General features: G+C 70.7%; 20 protein-coding genes and 1 pseudogene. 19 read left to right on the top strand and 2 right to left on the bottom strand.

Annotation, left to right across the window (positions count from 1 at the left end; genetic code table 11):
* The first annotated feature begins 110 nt into the window (after positions 1-110).
* The 14 genes from EV375_RS12200 to EV375_RS12135 all read left to right on the top strand — a co-directional run bounded on the left by EV375_RS12200 (position 111) and on the right by EV375_RS12135 (position 18,642).
* Positions 111-1,424, top strand: a complete 1,314-nt coding sequence (locus EV375_RS12200; RefSeq protein ID WP_486588442.1) for a phenylacetate--CoA ligase family protein — start codon at positions 111-113, stop codon at positions 1,422-1,424.
* Positions 1,424-3,301, top strand: a complete 1,878-nt coding sequence (locus tag EV375_RS12195; protein ID WP_130299457.1) for a prenyltransferase/squalene oxidase repeat-containing protein — start codon at positions 1,424-1,426, stop codon at positions 3,299-3,301. Before EV375_RS12200 ends, EV375_RS12195 begins: the two co-directional genes overlap by 1 nt.
* 21 nt (positions 3,302-3,322) lie before the next feature.
* Positions 3,323-3,745, top strand: a complete 423-nt coding sequence (locus EV375_RS12190; RefSeq protein WP_130299456.1) for a hypothetical protein — start codon at positions 3,323-3,325, stop codon at positions 3,743-3,745.
* The gene (locus tag EV375_RS12185; RefSeq protein WP_130299455.1) at positions 3,742-4,044 is read left to right on the top strand and encodes an acyl carrier protein; all 303 of its coding nucleotides are present in this window, start codon (positions 3,742-3,744) and stop codon (positions 4,042-4,044) included. Before EV375_RS12190 ends, EV375_RS12185 begins: the two co-directional genes overlap by 4 nt.
* The gene (locus EV375_RS12180; RefSeq protein ID WP_486588441.1) at positions 4,041-5,114 is read left to right on the top strand and encodes a class I adenylate-forming enzyme family protein; all 1,074 of its coding nucleotides are present in this window, start codon (positions 4,041-4,043) and stop codon (positions 5,112-5,114) included. The genes EV375_RS12185 and EV375_RS12180 overlap by 4 nt, the downstream gene beginning before the upstream one ends.
* Before the next feature lie 127 nt (positions 5,115-5,241).
* Positions 5,242-6,930, top strand: coding sequence for an aromatic amino acid ammonia-lyase (locus tag EV375_RS12175; protein WP_130299454.1), 1,689 nt, complete (start codon positions 5,242-5,244; stop codon positions 6,928-6,930).
* Complete coding sequence (locus EV375_RS12170) at positions 6,918-8,162, top strand: 3-deoxy-7-phosphoheptulonate synthase class II (protein ID WP_486588440.1); 1,245 nt, start codon at positions 6,918-6,920, stop codon at positions 8,160-8,162. Before EV375_RS12175 ends, EV375_RS12170 begins: the two co-directional genes overlap by 13 nt.
* A 124-nt stretch (positions 8,163-8,286) precedes the next feature.
* Positions 8,287-9,621, top strand: coding sequence for an ATP-grasp domain-containing protein (locus tag EV375_RS29385; RefSeq protein WP_207228085.1), 1,335 nt, complete (start codon positions 8,287-8,289; stop codon positions 9,619-9,621).
* Between the two features lie 84 nt (positions 9,622-9,705).
* Positions 9,706-10,473: an SDR family oxidoreductase gene (locus EV375_RS12160; RefSeq protein ID WP_130299453.1), complete on the top strand. Its 768-nt coding sequence runs from the start codon at positions 9,706-9,708 to the stop codon at positions 10,471-10,473.
* 196 nt (positions 10,474-10,669) lie between these two features.
* On the top strand, positions 10,670-11,917 hold the full coding sequence (locus EV375_RS12155) for an ATP-grasp domain-containing protein (protein ID WP_130299452.1): 1,248 nt from the start codon (positions 10,670-10,672) through the stop codon (positions 11,915-11,917).
* 190 nt (positions 11,918-12,107) lie between these two features.
* Positions 12,108-13,523 (top strand): amidase, encoded by a 1,416-nt coding sequence (locus EV375_RS12150; protein WP_130299451.1) that lies wholly within the window; start codon positions 12,108-12,110, stop codon positions 13,521-13,523.
* A 290-nt stretch (positions 13,524-13,813) separates the two neighbouring features.
* Complete coding sequence (locus tag EV375_RS12145) at positions 13,814-15,241, top strand: MFS transporter (protein ID WP_165434717.1); 1,428 nt, start codon at positions 13,814-13,816, stop codon at positions 15,239-15,241.
* Between the two features lie 251 nt (positions 15,242-15,492).
* Positions 15,493-17,166 (top strand): APC family permease, encoded by a 1,674-nt coding sequence (locus EV375_RS12140; RefSeq protein WP_130301792.1) that lies wholly within the window; start codon positions 15,493-15,495, stop codon positions 17,164-17,166.
* A gap of 180 nt (positions 17,167-17,346) precedes the next feature.
* Positions 17,347-18,642, top strand: coding sequence for an ATP-grasp domain-containing protein (locus tag EV375_RS12135; protein ID WP_130299449.1), 1,296 nt, complete (start codon positions 17,347-17,349; stop codon positions 18,640-18,642).
* A gap of 28 nt (positions 18,643-18,670) precedes the next feature.
* On the opposite strand, the gene EV375_RS12130 is transcribed toward EV375_RS12135, so the two are convergent.
* Positions 18,671-19,363 (bottom strand): CPBP family intramembrane glutamic endopeptidase, encoded by a 693-nt coding sequence (locus EV375_RS12130; protein ID WP_130299448.1) that lies wholly within the window; start codon positions 19,361-19,363, stop codon positions 18,671-18,673.
* 1,001 nt (positions 19,364-20,364) lie between these two features.
* Between EV375_RS12130 and EV375_RS12125 the strand changes: the two genes are divergently transcribed.
* The 5 genes and pseudogenes from EV375_RS12125 to EV375_RS12110 all read left to right on the top strand — a co-directional run.
* A complete protein-coding gene (locus tag EV375_RS12125) occupies positions 20,365-22,545 on the top strand; it encodes a DUF1996 domain-containing protein (protein ID WP_486588439.1) in 2,181 nt (726 codons plus the stop codon).
* Between the two features lie 72 nt (positions 22,546-22,617).
* Complete coding sequence (locus EV375_RS29090) at positions 22,618-22,818, top strand: hypothetical protein (protein WP_165434651.1); 201 nt, start codon at positions 22,618-22,620, stop codon at positions 22,816-22,818.
* A gap of 294 nt (positions 22,819-23,112) precedes the next feature.
* Positions 23,113-24,819 (top strand): aa3-type cytochrome oxidase subunit I, encoded by a 1,707-nt coding sequence (ctaD, locus tag EV375_RS12120; RefSeq protein ID WP_130299447.1) that lies wholly within the window; start codon positions 23,113-23,115, stop codon positions 24,817-24,819.
* A 64-nt stretch (positions 24,820-24,883) separates the two neighbouring features.
* The gene (locus tag EV375_RS12115) at positions 24,884-25,246 is read left to right on the top strand and encodes a hypothetical protein (protein WP_130299446.1); all 363 of its coding nucleotides are present in this window, start codon (positions 24,884-24,886) and stop codon (positions 25,244-25,246) included.
* Between the two features lie 182 nt (positions 25,247-25,428).
* Positions 25,429-25,713 (top strand): annotated as a pseudogene (locus EV375_RS12110) (transposase); the annotation flags it as partial.
* Between the two features lie 56 nt (positions 25,714-25,769).
* Here the strand turns inward: EV375_RS12110 and EV375_RS12105 are convergent.
* On the bottom strand, positions 25,770-26,198 hold the full coding sequence (locus tag EV375_RS12105; protein WP_130299445.1) for a VOC family protein: 429 nt from the start codon (positions 26,196-26,198) through the stop codon (positions 25,770-25,772).
* Between the last annotated feature and the right edge of the window lie 57 nt (positions 26,199-26,255).

The following is a 26,255-nucleotide window of genomic DNA, read 5'->3' as shown; positions in this document are numbered from 1 at the left end:
CGTTCGCATCCCGGCTGCGCCGCGCCAGGCGCCAGGCGCCCGGATGCTTTCCCGTGGGGTTTCGCCGCCGCGGAAGTCGTCTGTCTTTTCTGGAAATTGAGGGGTGGCTCGTGCTCGTCCGGGACCGTGCGGGACTGGAAATGATGCGCTGCGCTCAGGAGGAATTACGCTCGCTGCGCGGCAATCACGTCCCCGATGATTTCCACCGCGAAAAGCTGGCCGCGGTGTGGGACAGGGCGAGGAAGTCGCCCGCCTTCCACGGGCTCGCGGATTTCTCCTGGGAGGAGTTCGCCGCCCTGCCGGTCATCACGAAGGACCAACTCAAGGCAGATCCCTGGCACTTCGCCGTCACCGGCGTTTCCGGCGCAGCCAAGTACTACGAGACCACCGGCACCACGGGACGGGTCACGCCCACGCCGCGCCTGGCCGAGGACGTCATCTGGAACACCGTCTCCGTGGCCGAGTCGTGGCGGACGATCCTGCGCGACGACGACCGTGTCGCGGTGGTGCTCCCGTCGGACGTCGTACCCGTCGCGGACCTCGTCGTCTCCGTCTGTGAGTACCTGGGCCTGCCGCACAGCCGGCTGTACCCCTTCGCCACCGGCATCTCCGACTGGGACAGGCTGCTGGCCTTCTGGGAGAACCTGCGCCCCACGACGGTGTTCGTCTCCCCGGGCGTGATGCTCCAGTTCACCCGGCTCCTCAAGCAGCGCGACCTGATGGCGCGGCACAGCGAAGCCGTACGCGACATCATGCTTCTCGGCGAGGTCAGCACACCCGCGCTGCGCGCACGTCTCGGTCAGTGGTGGGGAGCCCGTGCCCACGACGCCAGCTACGGCAGCACCGAGACCGGCACCCTCGCCGCCGCCTGCCCCCGCGGCTCCCTGCACCTGCTGACGGGCACCAACTACTTCGAACTCGCCACCGAGGACGGCCTGGTGCCGCTGCCCGCGCAGGGCACGGGCCGGCTCGTCGTCACGCCGCTCAACCTGTACGCCCGTCCGATGCTGCGGCTGGACACCGGCGACGAGGTCACCGTCGACGCCGACGGCTGCGACTGCCCCGACCCCGCGCCCGTCGTCGTGGTGTGCGGACGCAGCAGCGACGGCATCGAGATACACGGAACCCGGCTGAACATCCTCGGCGTCGAGAACGCCGTGTACGGGGCGACCGAGGCCACCGGCTACCTCGTCGAACTCGACGCCACGGGCGACTTCGGACGGCTGCTGCTGGAACGCGGCATCGGTTCGGACCGCGCGGCGGAGCCGGCGGCCGTCGAGGCCGTGCAGCGGGTCTCCGAGAAGGAGCTGGGCCTCCACTGGGACGCCGTCGCCTTCGTCAACTCCCTGCCGAGCACCACCAAGAGCGGCGGCTCCCAGAAGAGCTGGAAGCGCTCCAACATACGAGTGGTGGAGCAGGCCTGATGAGCACCCTCACACACGCGCAGGCCGAGTCCGGTCCCACGCCGCCGCCCGGGCGGGCCGCCTCCGGCACCGGCGAGGCCGACCTGTGGTGCACCTATGCCGCGGTGCGCACCCTCGCTTGGCTCGGCCGCACGGAAGACGTCGCGGACGACGAGGCGACGGCCCGGTACCTGAGCAGCAGACGCAACTCCGACGGCGGCTACGCGTGGTCAGCGGGCATGCCCTCCGACGCGTGGGCCACGTTCTACTGCACACAGGCCCTCGCCGACCTCGCCCGCCCGCTGCCCCGGCCCGAGGGCACCGCCCGGTGGCTGGCCGGCACCTGGACGGCGGACCGTACGGGAGCGGCGTACGCCATGACGCCCGGCCAGGCCCCCGACGTATGGGCCACGCACTTCTCCACACGCAGCACCGTGCGCATCGGCGGCGGGCCGCCGCCGGAGCCGGCGAAGCTGCTGGAGTGGCTCGGTGCCCTCCAGCGGCCGGAGGGCGGCCTGTCCTGGAGCCCCGACTCGCAGACCTGTGACGTACGGGCCTGCCACTACGGCGCCGCAGCCTGGTACGCGCTCAGCGGCGTGACGCCGGCGCAACCGCCGTGGGACGTCGCGGCGCTCACCCGCTGGCTGCGTGAACAGCAGGCTCCCGAGGGCGGATTCCGCTTCTCGCCGGAGGCGGACGTGCCCTGCATGTGGGCCACCTACCGTGCGACGGCGGCGCTGCAGATCCTCGGCGAGCGGCCCGCGCGACCCGTGGAGCCGTGGATACGCCGGCTGCGCGGCGCCTCCGGCGCGTTCGTGCGCTGGCACGGCTACGAGGTCGAGGACGTATGGGCCTCGTTCTGCGCGGTCGGGGCGCTCCGGGCCGTCGGTGCGTCGACGGACGACGTCGCCGACGCCGTCGTCGCCCGCATCGGCGAACTGCGCTGCGACGGCGGCGGATACACCTACCGCGAGCCGGAGCACGCCGCCGACGCACTGAGCACGGCCGCAGCCGTGCTGGCCGAGGACGCGCTGAGCACGGCCGCAGCCGTGCCGGCCGACGCGGACCCACCGGAACGCCCCGCGGGCTCCGGGCACTCCGCGGACGCCCCGCGCGGCGACGCCCGTGTCGCCTGGCTGGAGAGCTGCCAACTTCCCAACGAGGGCGGCCTGATGTACATGCCGGCCCGCGGCAGCGAGATCCGCTGCACCCTGTGGGGCCTGACCGCCGGGGCGTTCGCTGGCGAAGCGGCACGGCCCGCGCGCCGCCGCATCGCAGAGTGGCTCAGCGCCCTCCAGAACCCCGACGGAGGCTTCGGCTTCTGGGAGGGGCGGGGCTCCGAACTGCTCTCGACCGCTGCCGCCGTCGGTGTCGTACGCCGCCTGGACGCCGCCGTGCCGCAGCTTCTTGACGCCTCCGCGCTGCGCGCCTTCGTCTCCCGCTGCCTCCTCCCGGGTGACGACGGCACCGCTGCCCTGCCCGGCACCGAGCCGACGCTGCGCCAGGGCCTCCAGGCGCAGCGCATCCTGCACGGCCTCGGCGAGGGCTCGCCGCGGGCGGTGGCGGCCCTGCTGGACCGGCACCGGGTACGCGGCGGCGGCTGGGCCAACACCGGTGCGCGGCTGCCCGATCTGCTCTCCACGTACGAGGCGGTGGCGACGGCGGACCTGTACGGGCTGCCCGTCGACACGGAGCATCTGCGCCGCTTCACCGACCGTGTGCACAGCGCCGGCGGCACCGCGTGGAGCCCGCTGGCGCCCGGCGGCGGCGGGCCGCTCGCCGACGCGCTGGGCGCGCTGCTGCGCCGACGCGCCGACGCCCCGCCGGGCGCCGTGCCCGCCCCCGGGGCCGCCGTCCCCGGTACGCCGGCCGCCCTCCCCGACCTCGTGCTCTCCTGACCAGGAAGGTCGAACATCCCCATGCCCACGATCGAGATCAGCGGCCCCGACCTCGGGGTCCCGGCACGCCGCAAGGTGGCGATCCGGCTCACGCGCTGGCTGACCGGCAAAGGCGTACCCGGTGGCCATGTGGTGGTCCGCTTCCGCGCCGACCCCGCCTCCACCGTCTTCAGCGGCGGCATGCCCGTCGACGCACTGCCGCACGGCGAGGAGGGCCTGCACCACGCTTCGGTGACGGTGTGTGTCGGCCCCGGTCGCGACGAGGAGTTCCGTACGGCACTCGCCTCCGAGATCGCCGCCGCGCTGGAGATGAACGAACAGACCCCCTTCCTCTACATCGAGTTCCGGGAGACCGATCCCGGCCACGTCCATCTCGCCCACCAGGGAACTCTGCGACGGGCCGGAGAGGCCCTCGCCGCCGCTCAGGGAAAGGCACAGCGATGAGCAACCGCACCATTCCGGGGTACGACGAGACGCTCTCGCGGGTGCGCGAGGTCCTGGGCGAACTGCTCGGCGACGGCGTGAAGTCCACCGCCGAGGACCAGCCGCTCACGGAGGCGCTCGGCGAGCGCTACGACAGCCTCGCCGCGCTGGAGTGCGTCTCCCGGGTGGAGAACGCCTTCGGCGTCGAGGTCGACTTCGTGGCCCACGACGTCCGCTACTCCTTCGCGACGCTCGGCCGCATCACCGAGTTCGTGCAGGGCGAGCTGGAGGACCGCGCCGTACTGGAAAACCGCGGGTGAACGCGGGTGTGACGGCCGCGGCGGCTGCGACGGCCGGGCCCGGGCCCCTGCTCGGCGGCCGGGAGGCCGAGATCCCGTTCGCCACCTCCGGGCTCACCGGTCAGCCGGTGCGGTGGTGGCGGACGCGCGATCAGCTGCGCGCCGAGGTCGAACTGATCGTCGCCACGGCCGTCGGCGAGGTGGGCCAGGTCGTCAGCCTGGCGCCGCCGGAGCACCTCTTCGGGCGGCTCTTCGGGGTCGAACTGCCGCGGCTGTACGGCATCGAGGTCCACTCCGCGTGGCAGGACCCCGTCACCCCGCCGACGTGGACCCCCGGTGTTCCGACGCTCTTCGTGTGTCTGCCGGCGAGCTGGGTGCCGCTGCGCAGCCTCGCGCAGCGCATCGCCGAGCTGCCGCGTGCGGTGGCACTGCACAGCGCCGGCCCCACGACGGCCCACACCAGGCGGCTGGTCGGCGCGCTCCGGGGCCATCCCTTCGAGGCCGTCGAGCTGTTCGGCTCGACGGAGACCGGTGCCGTCGCCTCCCGCCGCATCGCGGCCGAGGAGGAGGACCAGCAGCCGTGGCGGCTGCTGCCCGACGTGCGCGCCGAGTTGTCCGGAGGGCAGGAGGAGCGGCGGCTGACCGTGACCTCGCCGCGGCTGGCACGGCGCGACGACCACCACGCGCCGCCCGCCCGCTGGCAGACGGGCGATGTCGTACGGCCCGCGGGAGAGCGGCAGTTCACCTTCGTCGGACGGGCCTCGCGGCTGATCAAGGTGAACGGGCTCCGCTGCGACCTGGGCCGCATCGAACAGACCCTCGCCGCAGCGCTGCCCGGCCTCGACGCGGTCTGCCTGCCGGCCCGCGACGCCGTGCGCGGTGAGCACTACGAGCTCGTCTACGCCGACCCGTCCGCCGCCCTCGACTCCCGGTCGCTGTGGCCGCTGCTGCGCCGCACCCTGGGCGGCGGCGACCCGCTGCCGCGGTCGCTGCGCCGCGTGGCCCGCATTCCGCGCAGCTCGACCGGCAAGCCGCTCAGGCATCTGCTGACGGCCGCGGGCGACGGCACGGCGGCAAGGCCCGGTGAGTGAGTTGACGCAGACGAGGAGACCGGAACCCACCGGGGCGGGGACGCCGGAGGCGGGGACGCGGGGAACACCGGGATCGTCGGGAACACCGGAGACACCGGGGACGCCGGAGGCACCGGGGACACCGGGCATGCCGGAGACGCTGCGTGAACCCTTCTGCCCCGTAAGGGAGTTGCTCGCCCGGTCGGCCCCCGGCGGAAAGCTGGTGCTCACGCCCGTCCAGGACGAGCGCATGCGGGCCTCGGCCTCGGCTCTCGCCCGCATGGCGAAGGACCGCCCCGTCTACGGACTCACCCGCGGCTTCGGCCCACTGGCTGAGTACGCGGCAGACGAGGACCCTCGCGAGCAGGGGCTGGGACTGCTGGACCATCTCACGGCCGGACAGGGCGAGCCGCTTCCGCCGGACGTGGCACGCACCATGGTCTGGTTGCGGCTGCGCGGGATGACCCTGGGGCACTCGGCCGTCGACGTCGAGGTGTGGCAGACGCTCGCAGACCAGTGGAACCAGGGCCTCACGCCCGTGGTTCCGCAGGAGGGCAGCCTCAGCGCGAGCGGCGACCTGGTGCCGCTCGCACACGCCGCGCAGGCCGCCGCGGGCCGGGGCGAGATGTGGCTCGAACGGGGAGGAGAGCAGCGGCGGTTGCCGGCTGCCGAGGCCCTTGCCGAGGCGGGCCTGGCCCCGGTGCGCTGGGACGCGCGCTCCGCGCTGGCGTTCGCCAACGGCTCCGGCGCCTCGCTGGCCCGCGCACTGCACAACCATGTGCGGCTCGCCGCCCTGGCCCGGGCCGTCGCTTCCGCCACGGGCCGGATCGCGGCACTGCTGGGCTGCAGCACCGAGGCGTACGAGGACGCGCTCTCGGCCGTGCGCGGGCACCACGGGCAGCGCGTCGCCGCCGCACTGATACGCGGGGAGATGAGCGGCACCGCTCCCGCGCGCAGCGGCACCGCTCCCGCGCCGCGCAGGCTTCAGGAGCCGTACTCGCTGCGCTGCGCGCCGCAGGTCGTCGGCGCCGTGCTGTCCCAACTCGCCGCGCAGGGGGCGATACTGGCCGCCGAGGCGGAGGGCTGCACCGACAACCCGGTGCTCGTCGGCGACGAGGTGCTGCACGGCGGCAACTTCCATGCCGCGCCCGTGGGGCTAGCCAGCGAGCAGCACGCCCTGTGCGTGCACCAGCTCGCCTACCTCGCCGAACGGCAGCTCGCGCTCGTGCTCGACCCGCAGCACAACGGGGGGCTCACTCCGCTGCTGGCCGAACGGCCGGGCAGGGACAGCGGGTTCGCAGGTGTGCAGATCGCGGCGACCGCCCATCTGGGCGCCCTGCGGCAGCGCGGCTACCCGGCCTCCTTCACGCCCGTGCCGACGAACCTCGGGAACCAGGACCACGTCCCGCTGGCCCTCAACAGCGCGAACGCGGTGGCGGAGATGACGGACCGGGCCTGGTGGATCGTCGCCTCCCTCTTCCTCGCCGTCACCCGGCTCGCCCGGCTGGCCGGGGACGGACACGCCGCCGGCGGCACCCGGGACGGGACCGAGGGCGGCCGGGCCCGCGGCACCGAGGACGCGCGGGGCGGCGGGCTGTGGGCCGGACTGGACCGAGACTTCCCGCCGTTGACGCGCGACCGGCCGCTGGCCGGTGAGGTCGCCGCCGCGGCCCGGCGCGTCGAGGCCCACTACTGGGACCACCCGGGCTCGGACCACTCGCACCGCTCGGACTGCGCGGACTGCTCAAGTCCCTACGGCCACCCCGGACATTCGGGCGCCTCGGAGAAACACGGCGCGAACGACGACGATCAGGAGCACACCCGGTGCCCAGCGTGACACACGGACCCCAGCGCACCGCCGCGCAGCAGCCGCAGTGGCCGGACGACGAGGAACTCGTCCTGGCCGTCAAGGAGTTGGCGACCCGCCCCGCTCTGGTGAGCGCGGACGCCTGCCACGAGCTGCGCCGCCGCCTGGCATCAGCCGCCCGTGGCGAGGCATTCGTCGTGCAGGGCGGCGACTGCGCCGAACGGTTCGCCGCGTCCGCGCCCGGCGACGTGCGGGCGAAGGCGCAGCAGCTGCGGCAGCTCGGGACGCTCGTGCGCGAACTGTCGGGCCTGGAGGGCGTGCTGGTCGGCAGGCTCGCCGGCCAGTACGCCAAGCCGAGGTCGAACCCGACGGAGACCGTGAGCGGGCTCACCCTGCCCGTCTACCGCGGTGACGCGGTCAACTCCCCCGAGCCGCACCCCGACGCCCGCCGTCCCGACCCGCGCAGGCTGGTCCGCGCCTACGACCACGCCGCCGCGGTGCTCACGGCGCTCGAGTGGCAGGAAGCACGGCAGGACGCGCGGCCGGAGGGGCAGCCGGCCGCGGTCGGCGCGTACGGGCGCCCGGCGCCCGGCGAGGCCCACGGCGGCGAACCCGTCTTCACGAGCCACGAAGCGCTGCTGCTGGACTTCGAACGGTCGCTGGTGCGTCCCGACGAAGTCTCGGGCGGCTTGTACGGCTCGTCGGGACACATGCTGTGGACAGGTGAGCGCACCCGCCAACTCGACGGCGCCCACGTGCACTTCGCCGAGCAGGTGAACAACCCGGTCGGTGTCAAGCTCGGCCCGACGGCGGACCCCGCCGACGTGCGCGCGCTGTGCAAGCGCTTCGACCGCCACGGACCGCCCGGACGTCTGACGCTGATCAGCCGCATGGGACGCGGAGCCGTGACCGAGCGGCTGCCGCGGCTCATCGAGGCCTCGGCCCCCTTCACGGGCCGCGTGGTGTGGCTGTGCGACCCGATGCACGGGAACACGCTGCCGCACGTCTCGGGGCGCAAGAGCCGCGTACTGACGGACATCCGTGAGGAGGTCCGCGGCTTCTTCTCCGTGCTGCGCGGCCACGGGGCGCACCCGGGCGGCCTCCATCTGGAGGCGACTCCCGAGCCGGTCACCGAGTGCGTCGCGGAGCGCGACGAGCTCGAACAGGCCGGCGCCCTGACCCGCTACACCTCGGCCTGCGATCCGCGGCTCAACGCCGAACAGGCCGCCGAAGTCGTGGCGTTCGCCGCCCGGCTGCTGTGACGGCGGCCCGGCGCACCCGAGGAGACCGGCCCCGGACCGTCAGGTCACGCACCCACCACAACCACCACCACCGAGACAGCCCCGCCGGGCGCACCCGGCCGGCGGACGACGGAGAGAGAAGCCCGTGACAGCCGCGAGCGCACCGTACGACAGGCCACACATCGTGGTGATCACCCGCTGGCGGGAGCACTACGCGCACTACGAGCGCTACCTCGACCACGGTGTCCACGCCGTCACCTACGTCGCGAGCGGCATCGCGCGGGATTCGGTGCCCGCGGCGGCGGAGGAGACCGTCTGCGTACGGCGCACCGACGACCTCGAAGAGGTGCGCGCAGCCGTGCACGCCCTGGCCGGCAGGCACGGGTCGCCCGCCGGGATCGTCGCCCTGAAGGAGGACGATCTGCTGGTGGCGGCAGAGCTGCGGGCCGACTGGGGATGCCCGGGGCAGCTTCCCGCAGACCTGCTGCGGTTCCGTGACAAATACCTGATGGCGTCGGCGGTCGCCGACGCCGGGCTGCCGGTGCCGCAGTGCGCTCCGGCGCCCGGCCCCGATGCCGTCGCCTCCTTCGCGGAACGCCACGGCTGGCCGGTGGTGCTCAAGCCGCGCACGGGCAGTTCCAGCGCCGGAGTGACCCTGCTCGACGGCCCGGAGCGCCTCGCGGCCACCCGCTGGTCGGAGCCGTCGCTGGTCCAGGTGTGCAACCCGCATCCGATCTACCACGTGGACGGCGTCTTCACCGGGGACGCACTGGCCACTTGGCGGGCCTCCCGCTACGTCAACTCCTGCCTCGGCTTCCGCGAAGGGCTGTACCTGGGCTCGGTCGAGGAGGACGACCCCGGCCTGCTGGAGGTCATCGGCACCTGGACGCGGCGGTTCCTCGCGGCGCTCACCGACCGGCCGACGCCGTTCCACCTGGAGATGTTCGTGGACCGCGCGCGGATGCGGTGCGAGTTCCTGGAGGTGGGCGCGCGCGTCGGCGGTGCCGAGATCCCGTTCATATGGCGGGAGTTGCACGGCTACGACCTGATGGAGGCAGCCTTCCGCATCCAGCTCGGCGAGCCGGTGCCGCCCGTGCCGCCGACGGCGGCAGGCGGCCCCGTATCCGGCGGCCCCGGCGGCCCCGGCTCCGTATCCGGCGGCCCCGGCTCCCTCGGCTCCGGCGGCCCGGAGCGCGGCGGCTGGCTGCTGGTTCCCGCGCCGGCGGCGAAGCCGTGCCGCATCACCGACGTGACACCCATGACCGGACGGGACCCCGGACCGTACAGCGAATCCCTGCTGAGCGTGGGCGAGGTGCTGCCCGCGGCCGACGCCTACTACGAGCACGTCGGCGGCCGGTTCCGCTTCCGGGGGCGCGACAGCGGCGAGGTGGAGAAGGCCCTCGTCGCCACGGCCGAGGCGTTCCGGGTGACCGCCGAGCCCGTGCGGGAGCAGGACCTCGCCGCGGCCGGGACCGAGTGAACGGGGCAGTGGACACTGGCGCTTCGACGCGTGAACCCCTGCGCGTCGGCAGGTACGACCGGAGAGCGGAAAGGAGCGGATGAGATGTCACGAGTGGTGATCGTCAGCGGTGGAGGAACGGGCATCGGGCGCGCCGTGGCCCGTAGATTCGCCCAGGACGGCGACCGGGTGCTGCTCGTCGGACGCCGGGCCGGTGTGCTGGACGAAGCCGCGGAGAAGCTCGCCGCCGAGGACGGCGTGAGGGGAGAGATCCAGACTCTCGCCGCCGACCTCTCCGACGCGCAGGAGGCCGAGCGCGTGCGCGCCGAGGTCGACCGCCGCTACGGCCGCGTGGACGTGCTGGTCAACAACGCGGGCGGCAACGTGGAGATCGGCGCTCCCGACGACGTTCCCGGCGGGCTCGCCGGGGTCGCCCGGCACTGGACGGGCAACTTCAAGTGCAACGTGCTCACTTGCGTACTGCTCACCGAGGCGCTGCGGGATCTCCTCCAGCAGCCGGGCCGCCGGGTGGTGCTGGTCAGCTCCATCGCCGCCTACCGCGGCTCGGGTTCGGGTTCGTACGCCGCGTCCAAGGCCGCACTGCATCCCTACGCCTACGACCTGGCAGGGCAGTTGGGCGGGCACGGAGCGACCGTCAACGTGGTGGCTCCCGGCTACATCGAGGACACCGAGTTCTTCCGCGATCTGATGACGGACGAGCGCCGCAAGACGCTCGTCGCACAGACCGACAACGGCCGCGCCGGCACGCCCGCGGACATCGCGGACACGGTGGCCTGGCTCTCCTCGCCGGGCGCCGGCCATGTCACCGGGCAGGTCGTGCAGGTGAACGGCGGGGCACTGCACGGCGCTTGAGACACGTACGGGTGCGGGCGCCGCCGCGGCGACCACACCCGCACCCGTACAGGAGCCCGGCACACCGACGTCCGGCGCACAGCACACCGACGTCCGGCGCACCGGCGTACGAAGAGCACCGAAGAGCACCGAAGAGCACCGACGTCCGAAGGACAGCAACGCGGCGGCTGCCGCACCCAGACAGGAGAGAAGCGTCATGCCAGAAAAGGGCTATGTGGCGATAGTCGACGCCTACAGCTTCACCAGGCGGCTCGCCCCGCAGTTCGTGAAGGCCGGATACGGGTGCGTGCGCGTGCAGAGCACCCCGGAGGTGCCGGAGGTCTACGGCTCCTCCTTCGGCCTCGACGACTACGAGGGGAACATCGTCCACCAGGGCGACCTCGACGAGACGGTGAAGGCGCTGGCCGACTACGGGCCAGTGGCCGTCGTCCCCGGCGGCGAGTTCGGCGTCGAGTTCGCGGACCGGCTCAGCGAGGAGATGGGGCTGGCCACCAACGGCACCGAACTGAGCGCCGCCCGCCGCGACAAGTACACGATGATCGAGACGATCAAGGCGGCCGGTGTGCCCGGGGCCGAGCAGCTCCGCATCACCGACGAGGAGGAACTGCGCGGCTGGCACGAGAAGCTGGGCCGCCGCGTGGTCGTCAAGCCGGTCCGCAGCACTGCGGGCGACGGCATCCACTTCTGCGACACGCCGCAGGAGTCCGTCGACGCCTACCGCGCGCTGAAATCGGCCTCCAACGTCTTCTCGCAGCACAACGAGGGCGTCATCGCCCAGGAGTACCTCGTCGGCGGCGAGTTCGTCGTCAACACAGTCAGCCGCGAGGGCCGGCACCACGTGTGCGACATGTGGAAGACGACGCGGCTGACGGCGAACGGTGTGCTCGACCTGTGCGACGCCGTCCACCTCATCGGCAGCGGCGGCGAGGAGGGGCGCACCCTCGCCGCGTACTCCCGGCGGGTACTGGACGCCCTCGGCATCCGCAACGGCCCCGCGCACCTGGAGGTGAAGCTGACTCCGGACGGGCCGCGCCTGGTGGAGGTCGGCGCACGCATCGCCGGCGGCGACATCCCGCACTACGCACGCATGGGCATCGGCGAGTCCCAGATCGACTGGACGGTGCACGCCTACGTCGAACCGGAGCTCTTCGACGCGCGGTGCCACGAGGAGTACCGCATCCGGCACCACTTCGCGTCCGTCGCGATGATCTCTCCGGTGCGCGGCACGCTGCGCGGATACCCGCACCTGGAGAAGCTGGAGAAGCTGGAGAGCCTGCACGAGATCCGCACCCTCGTCAGCCCGGGCTCCGCCATCGAACCGACCGTCGACGACCTCACGTACCCGATGATCGTCAACCTCCGGCACGAGGTCGAGGAGGTCGTGATGCGCGACTTCGGCACCGTCCGGTACCTCGACGGCGAGGGCTTCTACGACCTCGGCTGAACGGGGCCGTGCCGGCCGGTGGGGCCGGTCCGACGGGCCGGGCCCCCGCCGGGGACAGGGCGGGCGCCGCGCCCGGGCAGGCGACACGGCCCCGGACCGGCCCCACCGGCCGGCCGCGACACGGGCCACGGCACACGCAGTCACGACAGACCCCGCCGAAGACCATCGGCGCCCACAAGCAGGAGCAACCATGCGAACGCCTGAAAGTGCAGTCGCGGACTTCGTCGGCCGCAGACGGCCCGGAGCCGGGGGAGAGGACGCCGCCCCGCCCCTGCCCGCCGTCCTCGCTCTGCCGCTCGCGGAACGGGACGCGCTGCTGCGCAAGGGCGAACTGTCCGCCGCCGAGCTGTCCGGGGCCGCCGCCTCCTGGGAGCCCGTGGCCGACCAGCGCTACCGGGCCTGCGCCCAGCTGCGCGGCCGCACAGAGGAACCGCACCGGGAGCCGGGCGGCGGCACCCCGGCGGGGAGGGGCGTGGGCGCCCTGCGCGTCGGGGTCAAGGACACCGTCGACGTACGGGGCTACCCCACCCGGCTCGGACTGCGCCACTACCGGCACCACCCGCAGGAGTCGGCGGCGATCGTGGCCTCGCTGCGCGGCGCCGAGGTGAACGCGAAGGTGGTCACCACGGAACTGAACATCGGGGTGGGCTCGGGCTGCGTCAATCCGTACTTCCCCCGGTTCGACCCGGCGGGCTCCAGCACGGGATCCGCCGTGGCCGTCGCGGCGAACATCTGCGACGTGGGGCTCGGCACCGACGTGCTCGGCTCGGTGCGCTGGCCCGCGGGACGCTGCGGGGTCGTCGGCCTGCGCACCACGCACGATCCGGCCGCGCTCGCGGGCATCTTCCCGCTCAGCCCCGGCATGGACGCCCCCGGCTGGGTGGCCCGTACGGCCGATGATCTCGCCTTCGCCTGGCGGCACTTGGGGCTCGGCGAGGAGCCCCGTGTGCCGGTGCGGTCCTTGCGGGTGGGCGTGCCGGAGGAGCTGTACCGGCCGGGTGTCGTCGATCCGGAGATCGCCGCGGCGCTCGACACGGCGAGCGCCGCGCTCACCTCGCGGGGCCACCGCGTCGCCTCCCGCGCACTCGGGGAACTGTGGAACTGCCGGGCCGCGGCATGGGAGTTGTGCGCCCGCGACGCGTGGGACGGCCACCAGGTGTGGCGGGACCGGATCGTCGACGAACTGATGCCCTCGACCAGGCGGGCGCTGGAGACGGGCGCCAAGGTCGGCGACGAGCGGCGTGCGGAGATTCGGGCGGAGATGGCGCGGCTGAGGGCGGGAGTGACGGACCTGTTCGCCGAGGCGTCCGTGGACGTGTGGCTGATGCCGCTGGACCCGGGTGTGCCCCGCCCGCGCGGTGCGGTGGCCGCATCCTCGACGATCCCGGACGCCGACGACCCCGCGTTCGAACGGGAGGTGGGCTTCACGCCCGTCGCCAGCTTCGCGGGACTGCCGGCGGTCACCATGCCGGTCGGCCGGGATCCTCAGCACGGTGCGCCCCTCGCCGTACAGCTCGTCGGCCGCCCGGGAGACGACGGTCCGCTGATCCACCTCGCACAGCAGCTCACCGCGGCGCTGGATCCCCTGGAGCTGATCCCCTCGTGAGAAGCGCAGGGCGCAGGCGGCCCCGGAGGGCGGCAGAGATCGGCGGACGGTGGCGGATCACGTCCGGCGGCTGCCCGCCGAAGCCTCACGATTGCGGGGCCGGCAACCCTCGACTGCCGCACAACGGATGACTGGATAGCGGAAACTGACAGCAGATCAGCGCTACCCCGGACAAGACTGACCACTCCGCCGACGTCGCACCAGAGGGGAGCAGGGCAGGCATCTCCCGCCTCGGGCAGATGCCGGCCGGACCACAGGACGTCGGCCGAACCGGAATCGATGGGAAGAACATGACCACTGCGGCGCCACAAGCCACGCCGGCGGGCTCCAGCAGCCCGCCCCGGCGCAGCTTTCTGCTGATCTACCTGGCGGTCTTCGGGGGGTACACGGGCCAGCAGATCCTCACGCCCGTGCTTCCGCCGCTCGCGCGTGAACTCTCCCTGAGCGAGTTCCAGTTCGGCATCGTGATGAGCGCGTCCGCCGCCATGGTGGCGCTCGTCAGCCCCTGGTGGGGCCGGCGCAGCGACACGCACGGCCGCAAACCGCTGCTCGTCGTCTCGCTGTTCGGCGCCGCCGCGGGCCTCTTCGCCTTCGCCGTCTCCGCGCACCTGGGACTGATCGGCACCATCGGCGCCTTGGCGACGTTCGCTCTGCTGCTGGCCACTCGCGGCATCGTCTTCGGCGGCGCGCTTGCGGCGCTGCCCGTCGCGGCGCAGTCCTACGTCGCCGACGTCACGCCGGACGAGCAGACCCGCGTGAAAGGCATGGCACGGGTGGGAGCGGCCATCGGCCTCGCACTGGTCCTCGGGCCCGGACTGGGCGGCCTGCTGGCCGAGTTCGGGCTTGTCGCCGCTCTCTATCTGGCGCCCGCACTGATCCTGCTGCCCGCCTTCGCCGTATGGGTGGGGCTGCCCAAGGACCCACGCTCCGACGGGCCGAAGACGAAGGCGCCGCGGCTGAGCCCGCGGGACGGGCGGGTCTGGCCGTTCCTGCTGGCGGGCGTCGGGGTCTATCTCTCCGTCAGCATGCTCCAGATGAGCGTGGGCTTCCTCCTCCAGGACCGGCTGGGCCTGACGACGCGGGAGACCGCCGAGTGGTCGGGGTACGTGCTGCTGGCCGGCGGGCTTCCCATGATGCTGGTGCAGGGCGTCGTCATCCCGTTCCTCAAGTGGCGGCCGCTGCGGCTTCTCCGGGTGGGGGTGCCGCTGACGGGCGTCGCGTTCGTGGTGATGGTCTTCGCCGACAGCCTTCCGGTCTTCTTCGCCGCCACCATGCTCTCCGGCATGGGTCACAGCCTGGCCATCCCGGGCTACAACTCGGTGCTCAGCCTGCGGGTGGGCGCCGACGAGCAGGGCGGCGTGGCCGGGCTGATCTCCGCCACGAACGGCTTCACCCTCGTCCTCGGCCCGCTCGCCGCGACGGCGCTGTACCAGACGGGCGTGTCGCTGCCGTTCGTCTGCGGTGCGGTGGTGCTCGGTCTGCTCGCGGCGTTCCTCGTGCTGTCGCCCAAGGTTCGCGACGTACCGGCGCCGCAGCCCGCCCCCGAGGGTTCCGGCACGGCCGGGCATCCCCCGGAGGGGGCCGCCACGCCGGCGGCCGAGGGGGACGCGGAGACCGGCGGGGAGGCCGGAACGGACCACGACGTCGACGCCCGCGTCAGCCCCGGGAAGGCCGCCGCGGCCGACAGCGCCGGAGAGGAGCACCGCGACGCGGGCTGACCTCGCCGGCCCTCCGTACGCGCCCCGACCCGGCCGGGCCCGTCCGTACCTGCCCGGACCCGGCCGGGCCCGTCCGTACGGGCCCGCGCCGGAAACGCACACGCCCGAGCCGGAATCCGCCCGGCATCCCTGAATCCCGGGCTCTCAGAAGAGTCCCGGAATCCCTGAACGGCCGCCCGCGGGGCGGAGTCACCACTCCGCCCCGCGCGAGGCCGTCCGTTCGCTCTGCCATCACACACAGGGGGAGACCCATGTCCGCACCGCCCTTGGACCACCGCCCGCCCGCCGGCGGGCCGCGCTCGACGGGAGAGGCCGGCCTCCGCAAGGAGCTGGGCTTCTGGAGCCTCACCGGGGTCGCCTTCGGCGGCATGATCGGTTCCGGCTGGCTGTTCGGCGCGTACTACGCCGCTCAAGGCGCCGGCCCCGCCGCGCTGTTCTCGTGGCCGCTCGCGGGCGGTGCCCTGATCCTCGTCGGCATGGTGCTCGCCCAGCTCGGCGCCACCCGTCCGCAGGCGGGCGGCATGGTGCGCTGGCCCATGCAGGCCGGCGGGCCCGTCGTGGGAACGGTCATCAGCTGGGGCGTGCTGCTGGCCGTCACCAGCGCGCTCGCCGCCGAATCCTCGGCAATCGTCCAGTACGCCGAGCGCTACATACCCGGCGTGTACGCGGACGGCTCCCTGACGGCGAAGGGCACCCTCGTCGCCGTGGCACTGCTCGGGGCGCTGGTGCTGCTCAACTGGTTCGGCGTCGCGCTGTTCGCCAAGGTCAACCTGCTGCTGACCGTGGTCAAGACGGCCGTACCGCTGCTGACCATCGTGGCCCTGCTCCTCTCCGGCTTCCACACCGGCAACATCGAGGCGGGCGGCGGCTGGGCGCCCTACGGCTGGCCCGCGATGCTCAGCGTTGTCGCGACCGCCGGCATCATCTACTCCATGAACGGCTTCGGCGCGGCCGTCGAGCTCTCCGGCGAGGCCCGCGATCCGCGCCGTGACCTGCCCCGCGCGGTCATCATGTCGATCACGCTCGTCGTCGTGCTGTACATGATGCTGCAACTGGTCTTCCTGCTCGCCGTCCCCGAGGAGCGGCTCGGTCACGGAGGCTGGCAGGGCGTGAACCTCTCCTCCCCGTACGGACAGCTCGCGCTCGCCCTCGAACTGGGCTGGCTGGCGACCGTGATCTACGCCGACGCCGTGATCTCCCCGGCCGGAGCCGTGTCCGTCTTCGTCGCCTCCGGAGCGCGCGAGACCTACGCCACGGCACGCAATGGCGTGCTGCCCCGTCAAATCGCCGTCATCCACGGCCCGTCGGGAGTCCCGAGGCGCGCGATGCTCGGCAACTTCGTGGTCAGCGCCCTCTTCCTCGTGCCCTTCCGGGGGTGGCAGGACCTGATCACCGTCGTCGGTGTGCTCTCCCTGCTGGGCTACTCGGCGTGCGCCGTAGCGGCCGGCACCTTCCGCGTGAGCGACGGCGACCGCGCCTCCTGGACGCTGCCGGGGCTGCGCTGGATCGCACCGGCGAGCTTCGTGGTCTCCACCGGGCTGATCCACTGGGCAGGCTGGGAACATCTGCGCATCGCCCTGCCGATGGCCGCGTCCGGCGTGCTGATCTACGCCGTGAGGCATCGCCGCAGCGCCGAACTGGGACGCGAACTGGCCCTGGGCCTGTGGCTGCTGGGCTATCTCGCCGCGATCTACCTGGTCTCCTGGGCCGGAAGCTTCGGCGGCAGCGGGCTGCTCGCGGCCCCGTGGGACTCGATCGCCGCCGGCGTCATGGGGCTCGCCGTCTACCACTGGGGCGTGCGGTCCGGCGGCGCGCATCTGGCCGGTCTCGCCGCCAGTACGGACCACGACGATCACGCAGACCGGCAGGCCGCCGGGAAGCAGCCGGGCCCCGGCACGGCACCCGCACCGGAAGCGGCCGGATGACGCCCCCGGCGGACACCTGACCTGTGACACTTCCGTAGGCACAACTGCCTGACGCCCGGGGGCGGTTGCCGCAGCCGCCGCCCGGGCCCGAACCGGATGACCGACCGTACGTCTGGCAAGGACGACCGGCCGGCCCGCGCGTGAGCGCGCCGGCCGGCGAGGAACGAGGGGAGAGCCGCGATGTCCGAGCACGTCCAGCAGCCCGAGCGGGTGGAGCGCGAGCGCACCGGGCCCGACCGGGGCCATGTCGCGATCGTCGACACCTACCACCCGACCCGGCGCCTCATCCCCGAGTTCGCGAAGGCCGGTTACGCGTGCGTGCGCGTCCAGAGCGGCCCCGAGGTCCCGGAGGCGTTCCGCAGCGCACTGAACCTCGACGACTACGTGGACAACATCGTCCACCACGGCGACCTCGAGGAGACGGTACGGGCACTGGCCGCGTACAGTCCCGTCGCGGTCGTACCCGGAGGGGAACACGGCGTCGAGTTCGCAGACCGCCTCAGCGAGCGGATGGGCCTCGCGACGAACGGCACCGAACACAGCGCGGCACGCCGCGACAAGTTCACGATGATCGAGACGGTCAAGGCGGCCGGTGTCGCCGGAGCGGACCAACTCCTCGTCACCGACGAGGAGTCGCTGCACCGCTGGCACTCCGCGCTGGGCCGGCGCGTGGTCGTCAAGCCGCTCAGCAGCGGCGGCGGAGACGGCGTCTTCTTCTGCGACACCCCGGAGCAGTCCGTCGAGGCGTACCGCACGCTGCTCGGCGCCGCACACATCTACGGAGGTCACAACGAGGGCGTCGTTGCCCAGGAGTACCTGCGCGGCGCCGAGTACATCGTCGACACCGTCAGCAGCGACGGACGGCACCGGGTCTGCGACATCTGGCGCACGACGCGGCTCTCGGCCAACGGCGTCCTCGACCTGTGCGACGCCATTCACTCGGTGCCGCGCTCCTCCGGGGCGGGCCGGGTCCTGGGCGAGTACGCCGAGTCGGTCCTCGACGCCCTCGGCATCCGGCACGGCCCCGGACACCTGGAGGTCAAACTGACGCCGGAGGGCCCGAGACTGGTCGAGATGGGCGCACGGATCGCCGGAGGGGAGATCCCGCACTACGCGGAGCTGGCCCTCGGCGAGTCCCAGCTCGGCTGGACGGCGCTCGCCTACACCGACCCCGACCGCTTCCGCGCCGAGTACTCCACGGAGTACCGCGTCCGGCGGCACTTCGCCTCTGTCGCGATGATCTCGCCCGTCGACGGCACTCTGCGGCGCTACCGGCACCTGGAGAAGCTCCAGCAGCTCGAAAGCCTCTACGACGTACGCACCCTGGTGACCCCTGGCTCGCCGATCCGGCCGACCGTCAACGACCTGACGTACCCGCTCATCGTCAATCTCCGCCACGAGGTGAAGGAGACCGTCCTGCGTGACGCGGGCACCGTCCGCTACCTCGACGGCGAGAGCTTCTACGAACTCGCATGAGGACCTCGCATGAGGGACGGGGCCGCGGTCAGCGCAGCAGCGGCCCCAGCACGATCGAGATGAAATCCAGGACGAAGTGCATGACGACCGGAGCCACGAGACTTCCCCGCCACTCATAGACAACGGCGAAAACCAGGCCGATCACTCCGACCGTCAACACGCCCGCGCCGCCTTCGTATCCGTGGCCGACGGAGAACACCAGTGTCGACAACAGCACTGCCCAGGCACGGCTTTGAAGAACGCTCTTGAACCGCAGAATCAGATACCCGCGGAAAATCGTCTCCTCGGCGACGGCCACGACCGTAACGAGTACGACGGCGAGCAGCAGGTCGCCGAAACCGGATGAGGGCAGCAATCCCGTAGGACCTGTCCGGGGCTTGGACAGACCCGCGGTTCGAAGGGCAGCGACCAGCAACTGCGCGCCGATCAGCACCGGTACCGAAAGCGCGACCCCTACGAGGATCTCCTGCCCGATGCCGCGCCGGACCCAGCCGACGGCGGCGACGGGCTGCCGGGCCCGCGACAGCAGAAGCAGAATCAGCGCGACCAGGCCCGCATCACGCAGGATCGTCGAGGCGGCGACCAGGGGGAAAGGCAAGGCCCCCCGGCTGACCGCGAGAAACGACAACGCCATCGACGGCACGATCAGCAGCAGGAAAACACCCGTCTCGGCCAGCTCCTGACGGCGGGTGAGAATCCCGGCGTGCGCCTCGTCCTGCATGCAACTCCCGTTTCCGAATTCCGCCCCGTCGACGATGACTTATTGAGCCTGGAAAGCCAATCAGCCACACTGACCGAACGAGCAAGTCCGGCGGGCATGCCGCATCGCGGCTCGTCGAGCCTTTTGGATCAGGGGGTCGACGGAGGTCAAGGGCCCTGGGCCTGCGGCCCGCGGAGGCGCCGGCCCCGGGGCCTGCGGCCCGGGGAGGCGCCACGCACCGGACGCCGCGAGCTTCCCGGCAGACCTTCCCGGCAGATCTTCCCGGCCACCGCATCAGTCGGCTCGGCCAACACGTCGGTTCCAGCCCTCAGTTGAGTGGCCCGACCGCCTGGCGGCCGGTCGCGGATGCACACGGCGCAGGGGCGGATGCTCCGGCCGTCGCTCCGCGGAGACCGCCGCGACGGCGCTGCGGAGCGGCGACGAGGTCGGAGCGGCCGACTACCAGAGCATCGACGTGCGGGGAAGAGCCAGGACGTCACCTCGTTGGGAATCCTTCAACAATTCGCCGCAAATCCTCTGCTACACCGCTCAATCCTCTCGGTGGTGTACTCAGAACGATGGAGGACGACCGCACGGGAGCGTCCACAGTCACGACAAAGTTGTTCCATCAGTACGAGAACTCCATCCTCGCGGACAGGCTGCGCTAGGCTCGCGGCCGTCTTCAGGCCTTGTAGGCCTAGGCCTTGTACGCGATCAGACCCGCAATTCAATGGTGTTGTCATTCGCTACGACCCGGGCCAACGCCATTTCCCTTGATCATCTCACCAGTCCCGGAGGGCACGGGGCTCGTGAAATTCGAGGCGCTGAATGAGGCGAAATGAGTGGAGTGAAGCAATATGAGAAGTGAAGGCCACAGACGCTCGCGCACGGCGAACAGAACGGTAGCGATCGTCGCAGCTCTGGTCGTTGGTGGTGGTGGCGCGGCGGCGATAGGTGTGAGCGCCTTCGCGGGGTCGAACGAAGCCCCCGTTCCTGCCGCCAGCACGATCGACTGTCCTGATGTGAGCCTTGCACTGGGCCAGATACCCAAGGGCGCCAAGGAACCCGTGGGTCAGAAGCTCGCCACTCTGGACCAGCAGGTCGCGCAGGCTTACGGCCAATGGAACTCCCAGGAGCAGAGCTCCGAGGAGACCCTCGGCCAGTTGAGGCAGCAGCGCTCGGAGACCATCCGGAGCATGGGGCAGGACATCCAGAACGCCGGCGGCCAGGCCCCCGGTGACATGGAGTCCATGGCCCAGTGCCAGATGATGCAGGACCAGGCCACCCAGGAAGGCCAGGAAGGCGGAGGCGAAGACGGCCGGCAGGTCCAGGGCCCGGTCGCCGAGGACTTCGTCAACATCGAGGACGTCGAGCCCAACGCCTCGAAGGCCGACGACCCGGGCGGCACCTTCGAGACGAAGTGCGGCAACAACGAGGAAGAGCACTTCAACTCGGACAACGTGATCGCCGCTCCCGGTGTTCTGAACGGCGCCCACCACGTGCACGACTACGTGGGCAACGAGGACACCAACTCGCAGTCCAGCGACGAGTCTCTCGCCGCAGCCCGCACCACGTGCGCCAAGGGTGACCAGTCGACGCACTACTGGCCCGTCATCCGTTCACTGGACGGCAACGAGGACCAGCGGGGCGCCGTGCAGGAAGGCGACGTCCAGAAGCAGAGCAGCCAGGGCCAGGAGAAGCCGCAGGGCCAGCGGACCGGAGATGACGCCGGTCAGGACCAGGACCCGGACCAGGGCCAGGACCAAGGTCAGGAGCAGCCTCCGGCCGAGGGCCAGGACCAAGGTCAGGAGCAGCCCCCGGCCGAGGAGCAGCCCCCGGCTGAGGGTGAGGACCAGGGTCAGGAGCAGCCTCCGGCCGAGGAGCAGCCCCCGGCTGAAGGTGAGGACCAGGGCCAGGACCAGGGCCAAGGTGAGGACCAGGGCCAGGGCGAGGGCGAGGAGGACCAGGTGGGCGGCGGCCAGGGCGCCGAAGCCCAGCCCGGCGACGGTGGGGCCAACGACCTCAACATCGGCAGCATCCTCCAGCCCGATGCCACGCTGAAGTTCACCTCCGGCGGTGCCGACCAGGTCGTCGAGATGCCGCGCTTCCTGCGCATCATCACCGGTGACGCGAAGTCCTTCACCAACGGCGACGAGAACGCCAACGCCTCGTGGAGCTGCGAGGGCTTCGAGGACCGTCAGCTGGAGGACAAGTACCCGATCTGCCCCGAGGGCAGCGCGACGATCCGTACGTTCAACTTCCAGAACTGCTGGGACGGTCAGAACACGGACAGCGGCAACCACCGCGACCACATGAAGTTCTCGGACGACCAGGGCAACTGCCCCGAGGGCTTCCAGAACGTCCCGCAACTGCAGCAGACCATCAAGTACGACATTCCGCAGCAGAACTTGCTCAACGCTGATACGCCGTTCGCGGTCGACTCCTTCCCGGAGCAGCTGCACAAGCCCATCACCGACCACAGCGACTTCATCAACGTCATGCCCAAGAAGCTGATGAAGGAAGCCGTGGACTGCATCAACGACAACAAGGACTGCCCGGGCAAGGCCGAGGACACGGAAGGCGGGGAAGGCGGGGAAGGAACAGACTCGAAGCCGGAGGACTCGAAGCCGGAGGACTCGAAGCCGGAGGACTCGAAGCCGGAGGACTCCACTCCGTCGGACTCGAAGCCGGGCGACTCGAAGCCGGAGGACTCGAAGCCGGGGGACTCCACTCCGTCGGACTCGAAGCCGGGCGACTCGAAGCCGGAGGACTCGAAGCCGGGGGACTCCACTCCGTCGGACTCGAAGCCGGGCGACTCGAAGCCGGAGGACTCCGCCCCGTCGGACTCGAAGCCGGGGGACTCCGCCCCGTCGGACTCGAAGCCGGACGACTCCAAGCCGGAGGACTCCACTCCGTCGGAGTCCAAGCCGGACGACTCCAAGCCCTCGGCCGTGAACCGGGATGAGTCCTCCTCGGCATCGGACTCGGCGGCGGGCAACTCCACCCCTGCAGCCGTGAATCGGGATGATCCGTCCCCGGAAGCGGACGAGTCGGCCCAGCTGGCGAAGGACAGGGACGGCGATCTCGCCGGTACCGGCTCCAACACCCCGCTCGGCCTGATCGTCGGAATCGCGGCCGCAGTCGTGGTTGCCGGCAGCGCCCAGGTGTGGTGGCTGCGCCGGAGGCACGCCTCCCGCAACTGACCCGCTGTGACCCAGCGGCTGTGAACGCCCAGGTCCCGTACTCGCTCCCGGTGAGCGAGTACGGGACCTGGCGTGTTCCAAGGCACGGCCCATCGCCTCGCCCATGCGCCCGCAGATGTCCGCGTCGCCCGCGATGCGTCCAGCATGGGGAGCATGGCGCACGCGTTGCGGGTCGCCGGCTGGCTGGAAGAAGAGGCTTGCGAGTACGAGTCCTTCGTGCATCGCTACGGCCTCGACATCGATGAACTGGCCCGGCTTCCCCGTCTTGGCTGATCTCCGCGAATTCATGATTGACGTTCTGGCCCGTCCAGCCTGGCCAACACAAGTGAGCGCCCGGCTACGGAGTTGGCCCGTCGCGTGCGCGAGATTCGTGCGGGCGGGCCGTCGAAAGCGGCACGCGATGAGTAACCGTCAGTCCGTGCCGGGCCCACGAAGGGGTTAAAACGTCCGTTCAGATACAGAGAACGGTACGAAAGGTCTGCGCCGTGCCGGCCCCTGCTCAAGGATCTCCCGGTCCAGCAGCCTGCCGGGGGCTACCTGGTCCACGTAAATCGGAAGGAACGTCCCATGGCGGCTGTGCTGACTGAGCTTCAGGAGGAGCGGGTCACCAAACGTGCCCCTGGGGCGGTGCTGGTGACGTGGATGACCACCACGGACCACAAGAAGATCGGATCGCTTTACATGATCAGCGCTTTCGTCTTCTTCCTCTTCGGTGGGCTCTTGGCGATGGTGATGAGAGCGGAGCTGGCCCGACCGGGAATGCAGGTCATCTCTGCCGAGCAGTACAATCAGGCGTTCACGATGCACGGCACGATCATGATGCTGTTCTTCGCCACTCCGCTGTTCGCCGGCTTCGCCAATGCCATCATGCCGCTACAAATCGGGGCCCCTGATGTGGCCTTTCCGCGGCTGAACATGCTGTCGTACTGGCTCTATCTCTTCGGCGGCCTCATCACGGTTATCGGTTTCCTCACGCCCGGAGGCGCTGCCGACTTCGGATGGTTTGCCTATACGCCTCTCTCGGACAGCCAGCACTCGCCCAGCATGGGCGCAAACCTGTGGGTCATGGGTATGGCCCTGTCAGGTTTCGGAACGATCCTCGGGGCGGTCAATTTCGCAACGACAATTATTTGTATGCGGGCGCCAGGAATGACGATGTTCCGGATGCCGATCTTCACCTGGAACGTACTGCTCACGAGTGTTCTGGTGCTGATGGCTTTCCCGGTCCTCGCTGCCGCGCTGTTCGCACTTCAGGCTGACCGGGAGTTCGGGTCCCATATCTACGACGCCGCGAACGGTGGACCTCTGCTGTGGCAGCATCTTTTCTGGTTCTTCGGGCATCCCGAGGTCTACATCATTGCGCTGCCGTTCTTCGGTGTCGTCACCGAGATCCTTCCCGTTTTCAGCCGCAAGCCCATTTTCGGATACGTCGGCCTGGTGGGTGCCACCATCTCCATCACCGGGCTCTCAGTGACGGTTTGGGCTCATCACATGTTTCCGACCGGTGCGGTGCTCTTGCCGTTCTTCTCTTTCATGTCGTTCCTCATCGCCGTGCCCACCGGCGTGAAGTTCTTCAACTGGATCGGCACAATGTGGAAGGGGTCGCTCTCATTCGAGACGCCGATGCTGTGGAGCGTGGGCTTCCTCGTGACCTTCCTCTTCGGCGGGTTGACCGGCGTGCTGCTCGCCTCCCCGCCCATGGACTTCCACGTGACCGACACCTACTTCGTCGTCGCCCACTTCCATTACGTCGTCTTCGGCACCGTCGTCTTCGCGATGTTCGCCGGCTTCTACTTCTGGTGGCCGAAATTCACCGGCCGCATGCTCGATGAGCGCCTTGGCAAGATCCACTTCTGGACCCTGTTCGTGGGCTTCCACACGGCATTCCTGGTTCAGCACTGGCTCGGCGCCGAAGGCATGCCCCGCCGCTACGCCGACTACCTTGCCGCTGACGGTTTCACCGCACTGAATACGGTCTCCAGCATCGGCGCTTTTCTCCTGGGACTTTCCACTTTGCCATTCCTGTACAACGTCTGGAAAACCGCGCACTCGTCCGAGAAGATCGTCGTCGACGATCCCTGGGGATACGGGCGGTCGCTGGAGTGGGCCACTTCGTGTCCCCCGCCACGGCACAATTTCTGTCAGCTCCCACGAGTCCGCTCCGAATCCCCGGCGTTCGACCTGCACCACCCTGCGACGCAGGCCATGGACGAGCGGCACAGCGCTGGCGGAAGAGATGTGATCGAGCCCGAAGACGGAGCATCTCGCTCATGACCCTCGGCGGACGTCCTGTCTTCACCCGCTATGCCCCTCCACCGGCGCAGAAAAGGCGCAAGCCGTGACCCGCCCTGACCGTGACGGAAGCGAGGCGGCTGCTTCGGGGCTCCGCCAGATCGAGGGCTATCTGATGGCGCACGCTTACCGGTGCACGGCACGCGCGGAAGCTGAGGCCTTCGCCGACCTCTTGCCGTGGTTGACCGAGGCTCAATACGAAGAAGTGGTGCGCATCTACACCGCAGACCGTTTGGATCTCACCCGGCGCATGCTGAAAGCCGTCAAACAACGCGGCAACGAACTGCAAACGGAATACACAGACCGATACGAGAAACTCCGGCGGGGTCTGCTGTGCAAGGTGACCGCGCTGCTCCTCGTGGCCACAAGCGTGAGCGTGATGAATCTGGTGATGGTGCTTGACCGCTGAGAAAGCTCATCGGTCATGGCCGTGCACCGAGCGGTCCGCTCAGCGCGAGCGGGGAGGGCCCGGCATGTCGTACATGCGGCCCGGTGCCGCCCGGACGGCCTTCAGGAAGTCGTCGATCGGATCAGATCCGGGTGCCGGTCGACCGGACAGGCTGAGGGCTGTCCCGTAACTGCTGGTCACGAGAATCCGGGGCCAAGGCCGTAGTCGGTACGACGACGACTATCGCCGACGGCGGCTATCCGGGGACCGGACTCCTGATGCCGCACCGCCGCCGAGCCGGCGAGGAACTGCCCCACTGGAAGCAACAGCACAACCGCTCGCACAAGCAGGTCCGCGCCCGCGTCGAGCACACCTTTGCCCGGATGAAGACCTGGAAGATCCTTCGCGACTGCCGCCTGAAGGGCGACGGCGTTCACACGGCCATGCTCGGCATCGCCCGGCTTTACAACCTGGCCCTCACGGGATAATTCCCGCCCCATGCGAGAACAGAGAGGTCTCCCCACCTCGCCGATTCCGAGGCTGCTCAGTCAAGACAGAACTCGTTGCCCTCGATGTCCAGCATCGGGATGCACGCGTCATTGCCGTCATAAAGCGTTCGCACGTGTACCGCGCCGAGTGGGACCAGCCGTGCGCACTCGGTCTCAAGTGCAGCGAGGCGCTCTTCCCCCACGAGTCCGGTGCCGACCCGCACGTCAAGATGCAGCCGATTCTTAGCAGCCTTCCCTTCGGGAACGCGCTGGAAGAACAGTCGCGGGCCCACACCTGAGGGATCAACGCAGGCAAACCATGCGTGCTGCTGCTCAGGTGCCAGCGAGCGCTTGAAATCGCCCCAAGAGGCAAATCCCCCCGGTGGCGGCGGTATGACGTACCCCAACACCTCGCACCAAAATCGAGCGAGACGTTCAGGTTCCGCGCAGTCGAAGGTGACTTGGAACTGCTTGATCGATGACACCGGCGCACCTACCCAGAACGACGCAACACCGGCGACGTAGACCGGTGCGGTCCAGGA

The organism is Streptomyces sp. CNZ301, from assembly GCF_004217425.1.
The sequence above is the reverse complement of the archived record's forward strand: the minus strand, read 5'-3'. Positions and strand labels throughout refer to the sequence as shown.

Coding starts and splice junctions, on each gene's coding strand:
- EV375_RS12195 (WP_130299457.1), top strand. CDS start 1,424: ATGAGCACCCTCACACACGCGCAGGCCGAGTCCGGTCCCACGCCGCCG.
- EV375_RS12190 (WP_130299456.1), top strand. CDS start 3,323: ATGCCCACGATCGAGATCAGCGGCCCCGACCTCGGGGTCCCGGCACGC.
- EV375_RS12185 (WP_130299455.1), top strand. CDS start 3,742: ATGAGCAACCGCACCATTCCGGGGTACGACGAGACGCTCTCGCGGGTG.
- EV375_RS12175 (WP_130299454.1), top strand. CDS start 5,242: ATGCCGGAGACGCTGCGTGAACCCTTCTGCCCCGTAAGGGAGTTGCTC.
- EV375_RS12160 (WP_130299453.1), top strand. CDS start 9,706: ATGTCACGAGTGGTGATCGTCAGCGGTGGAGGAACGGGCATCGGGCGC.
- EV375_RS12155 (WP_130299452.1), top strand. CDS start 10,670: ATGCCAGAAAAGGGCTATGTGGCGATAGTCGACGCCTACAGCTTCACC.
- EV375_RS12150 (WP_130299451.1), top strand. CDS start 12,108: ATGCGAACGCCTGAAAGTGCAGTCGCGGACTTCGTCGGCCGCAGACGG.
- EV375_RS12145 (WP_165434717.1), top strand. CDS start 13,814: ATGACCACTGCGGCGCCACAAGCCACGCCGGCGGGCTCCAGCAGCCCG.
- EV375_RS12140 (WP_130301792.1), top strand. CDS start 15,493: ATGTCCGCACCGCCCTTGGACCACCGCCCGCCCGCCGGCGGGCCGCGC.
- EV375_RS12135 (WP_130299449.1), top strand. CDS start 17,347: ATGTCCGAGCACGTCCAGCAGCCCGAGCGGGTGGAGCGCGAGCGCACC.
- EV375_RS12130 (WP_130299448.1), bottom strand. CDS start 19,363: ATGCAGGACGAGGCGCACGCCGGGATTCTCACCCGCCGTCAGGAGCTG.
- ctaD (WP_130299447.1), top strand. CDS start 23,113: ATGGCGGCTGTGCTGACTGAGCTTCAGGAGGAGCGGGTCACCAAACGT.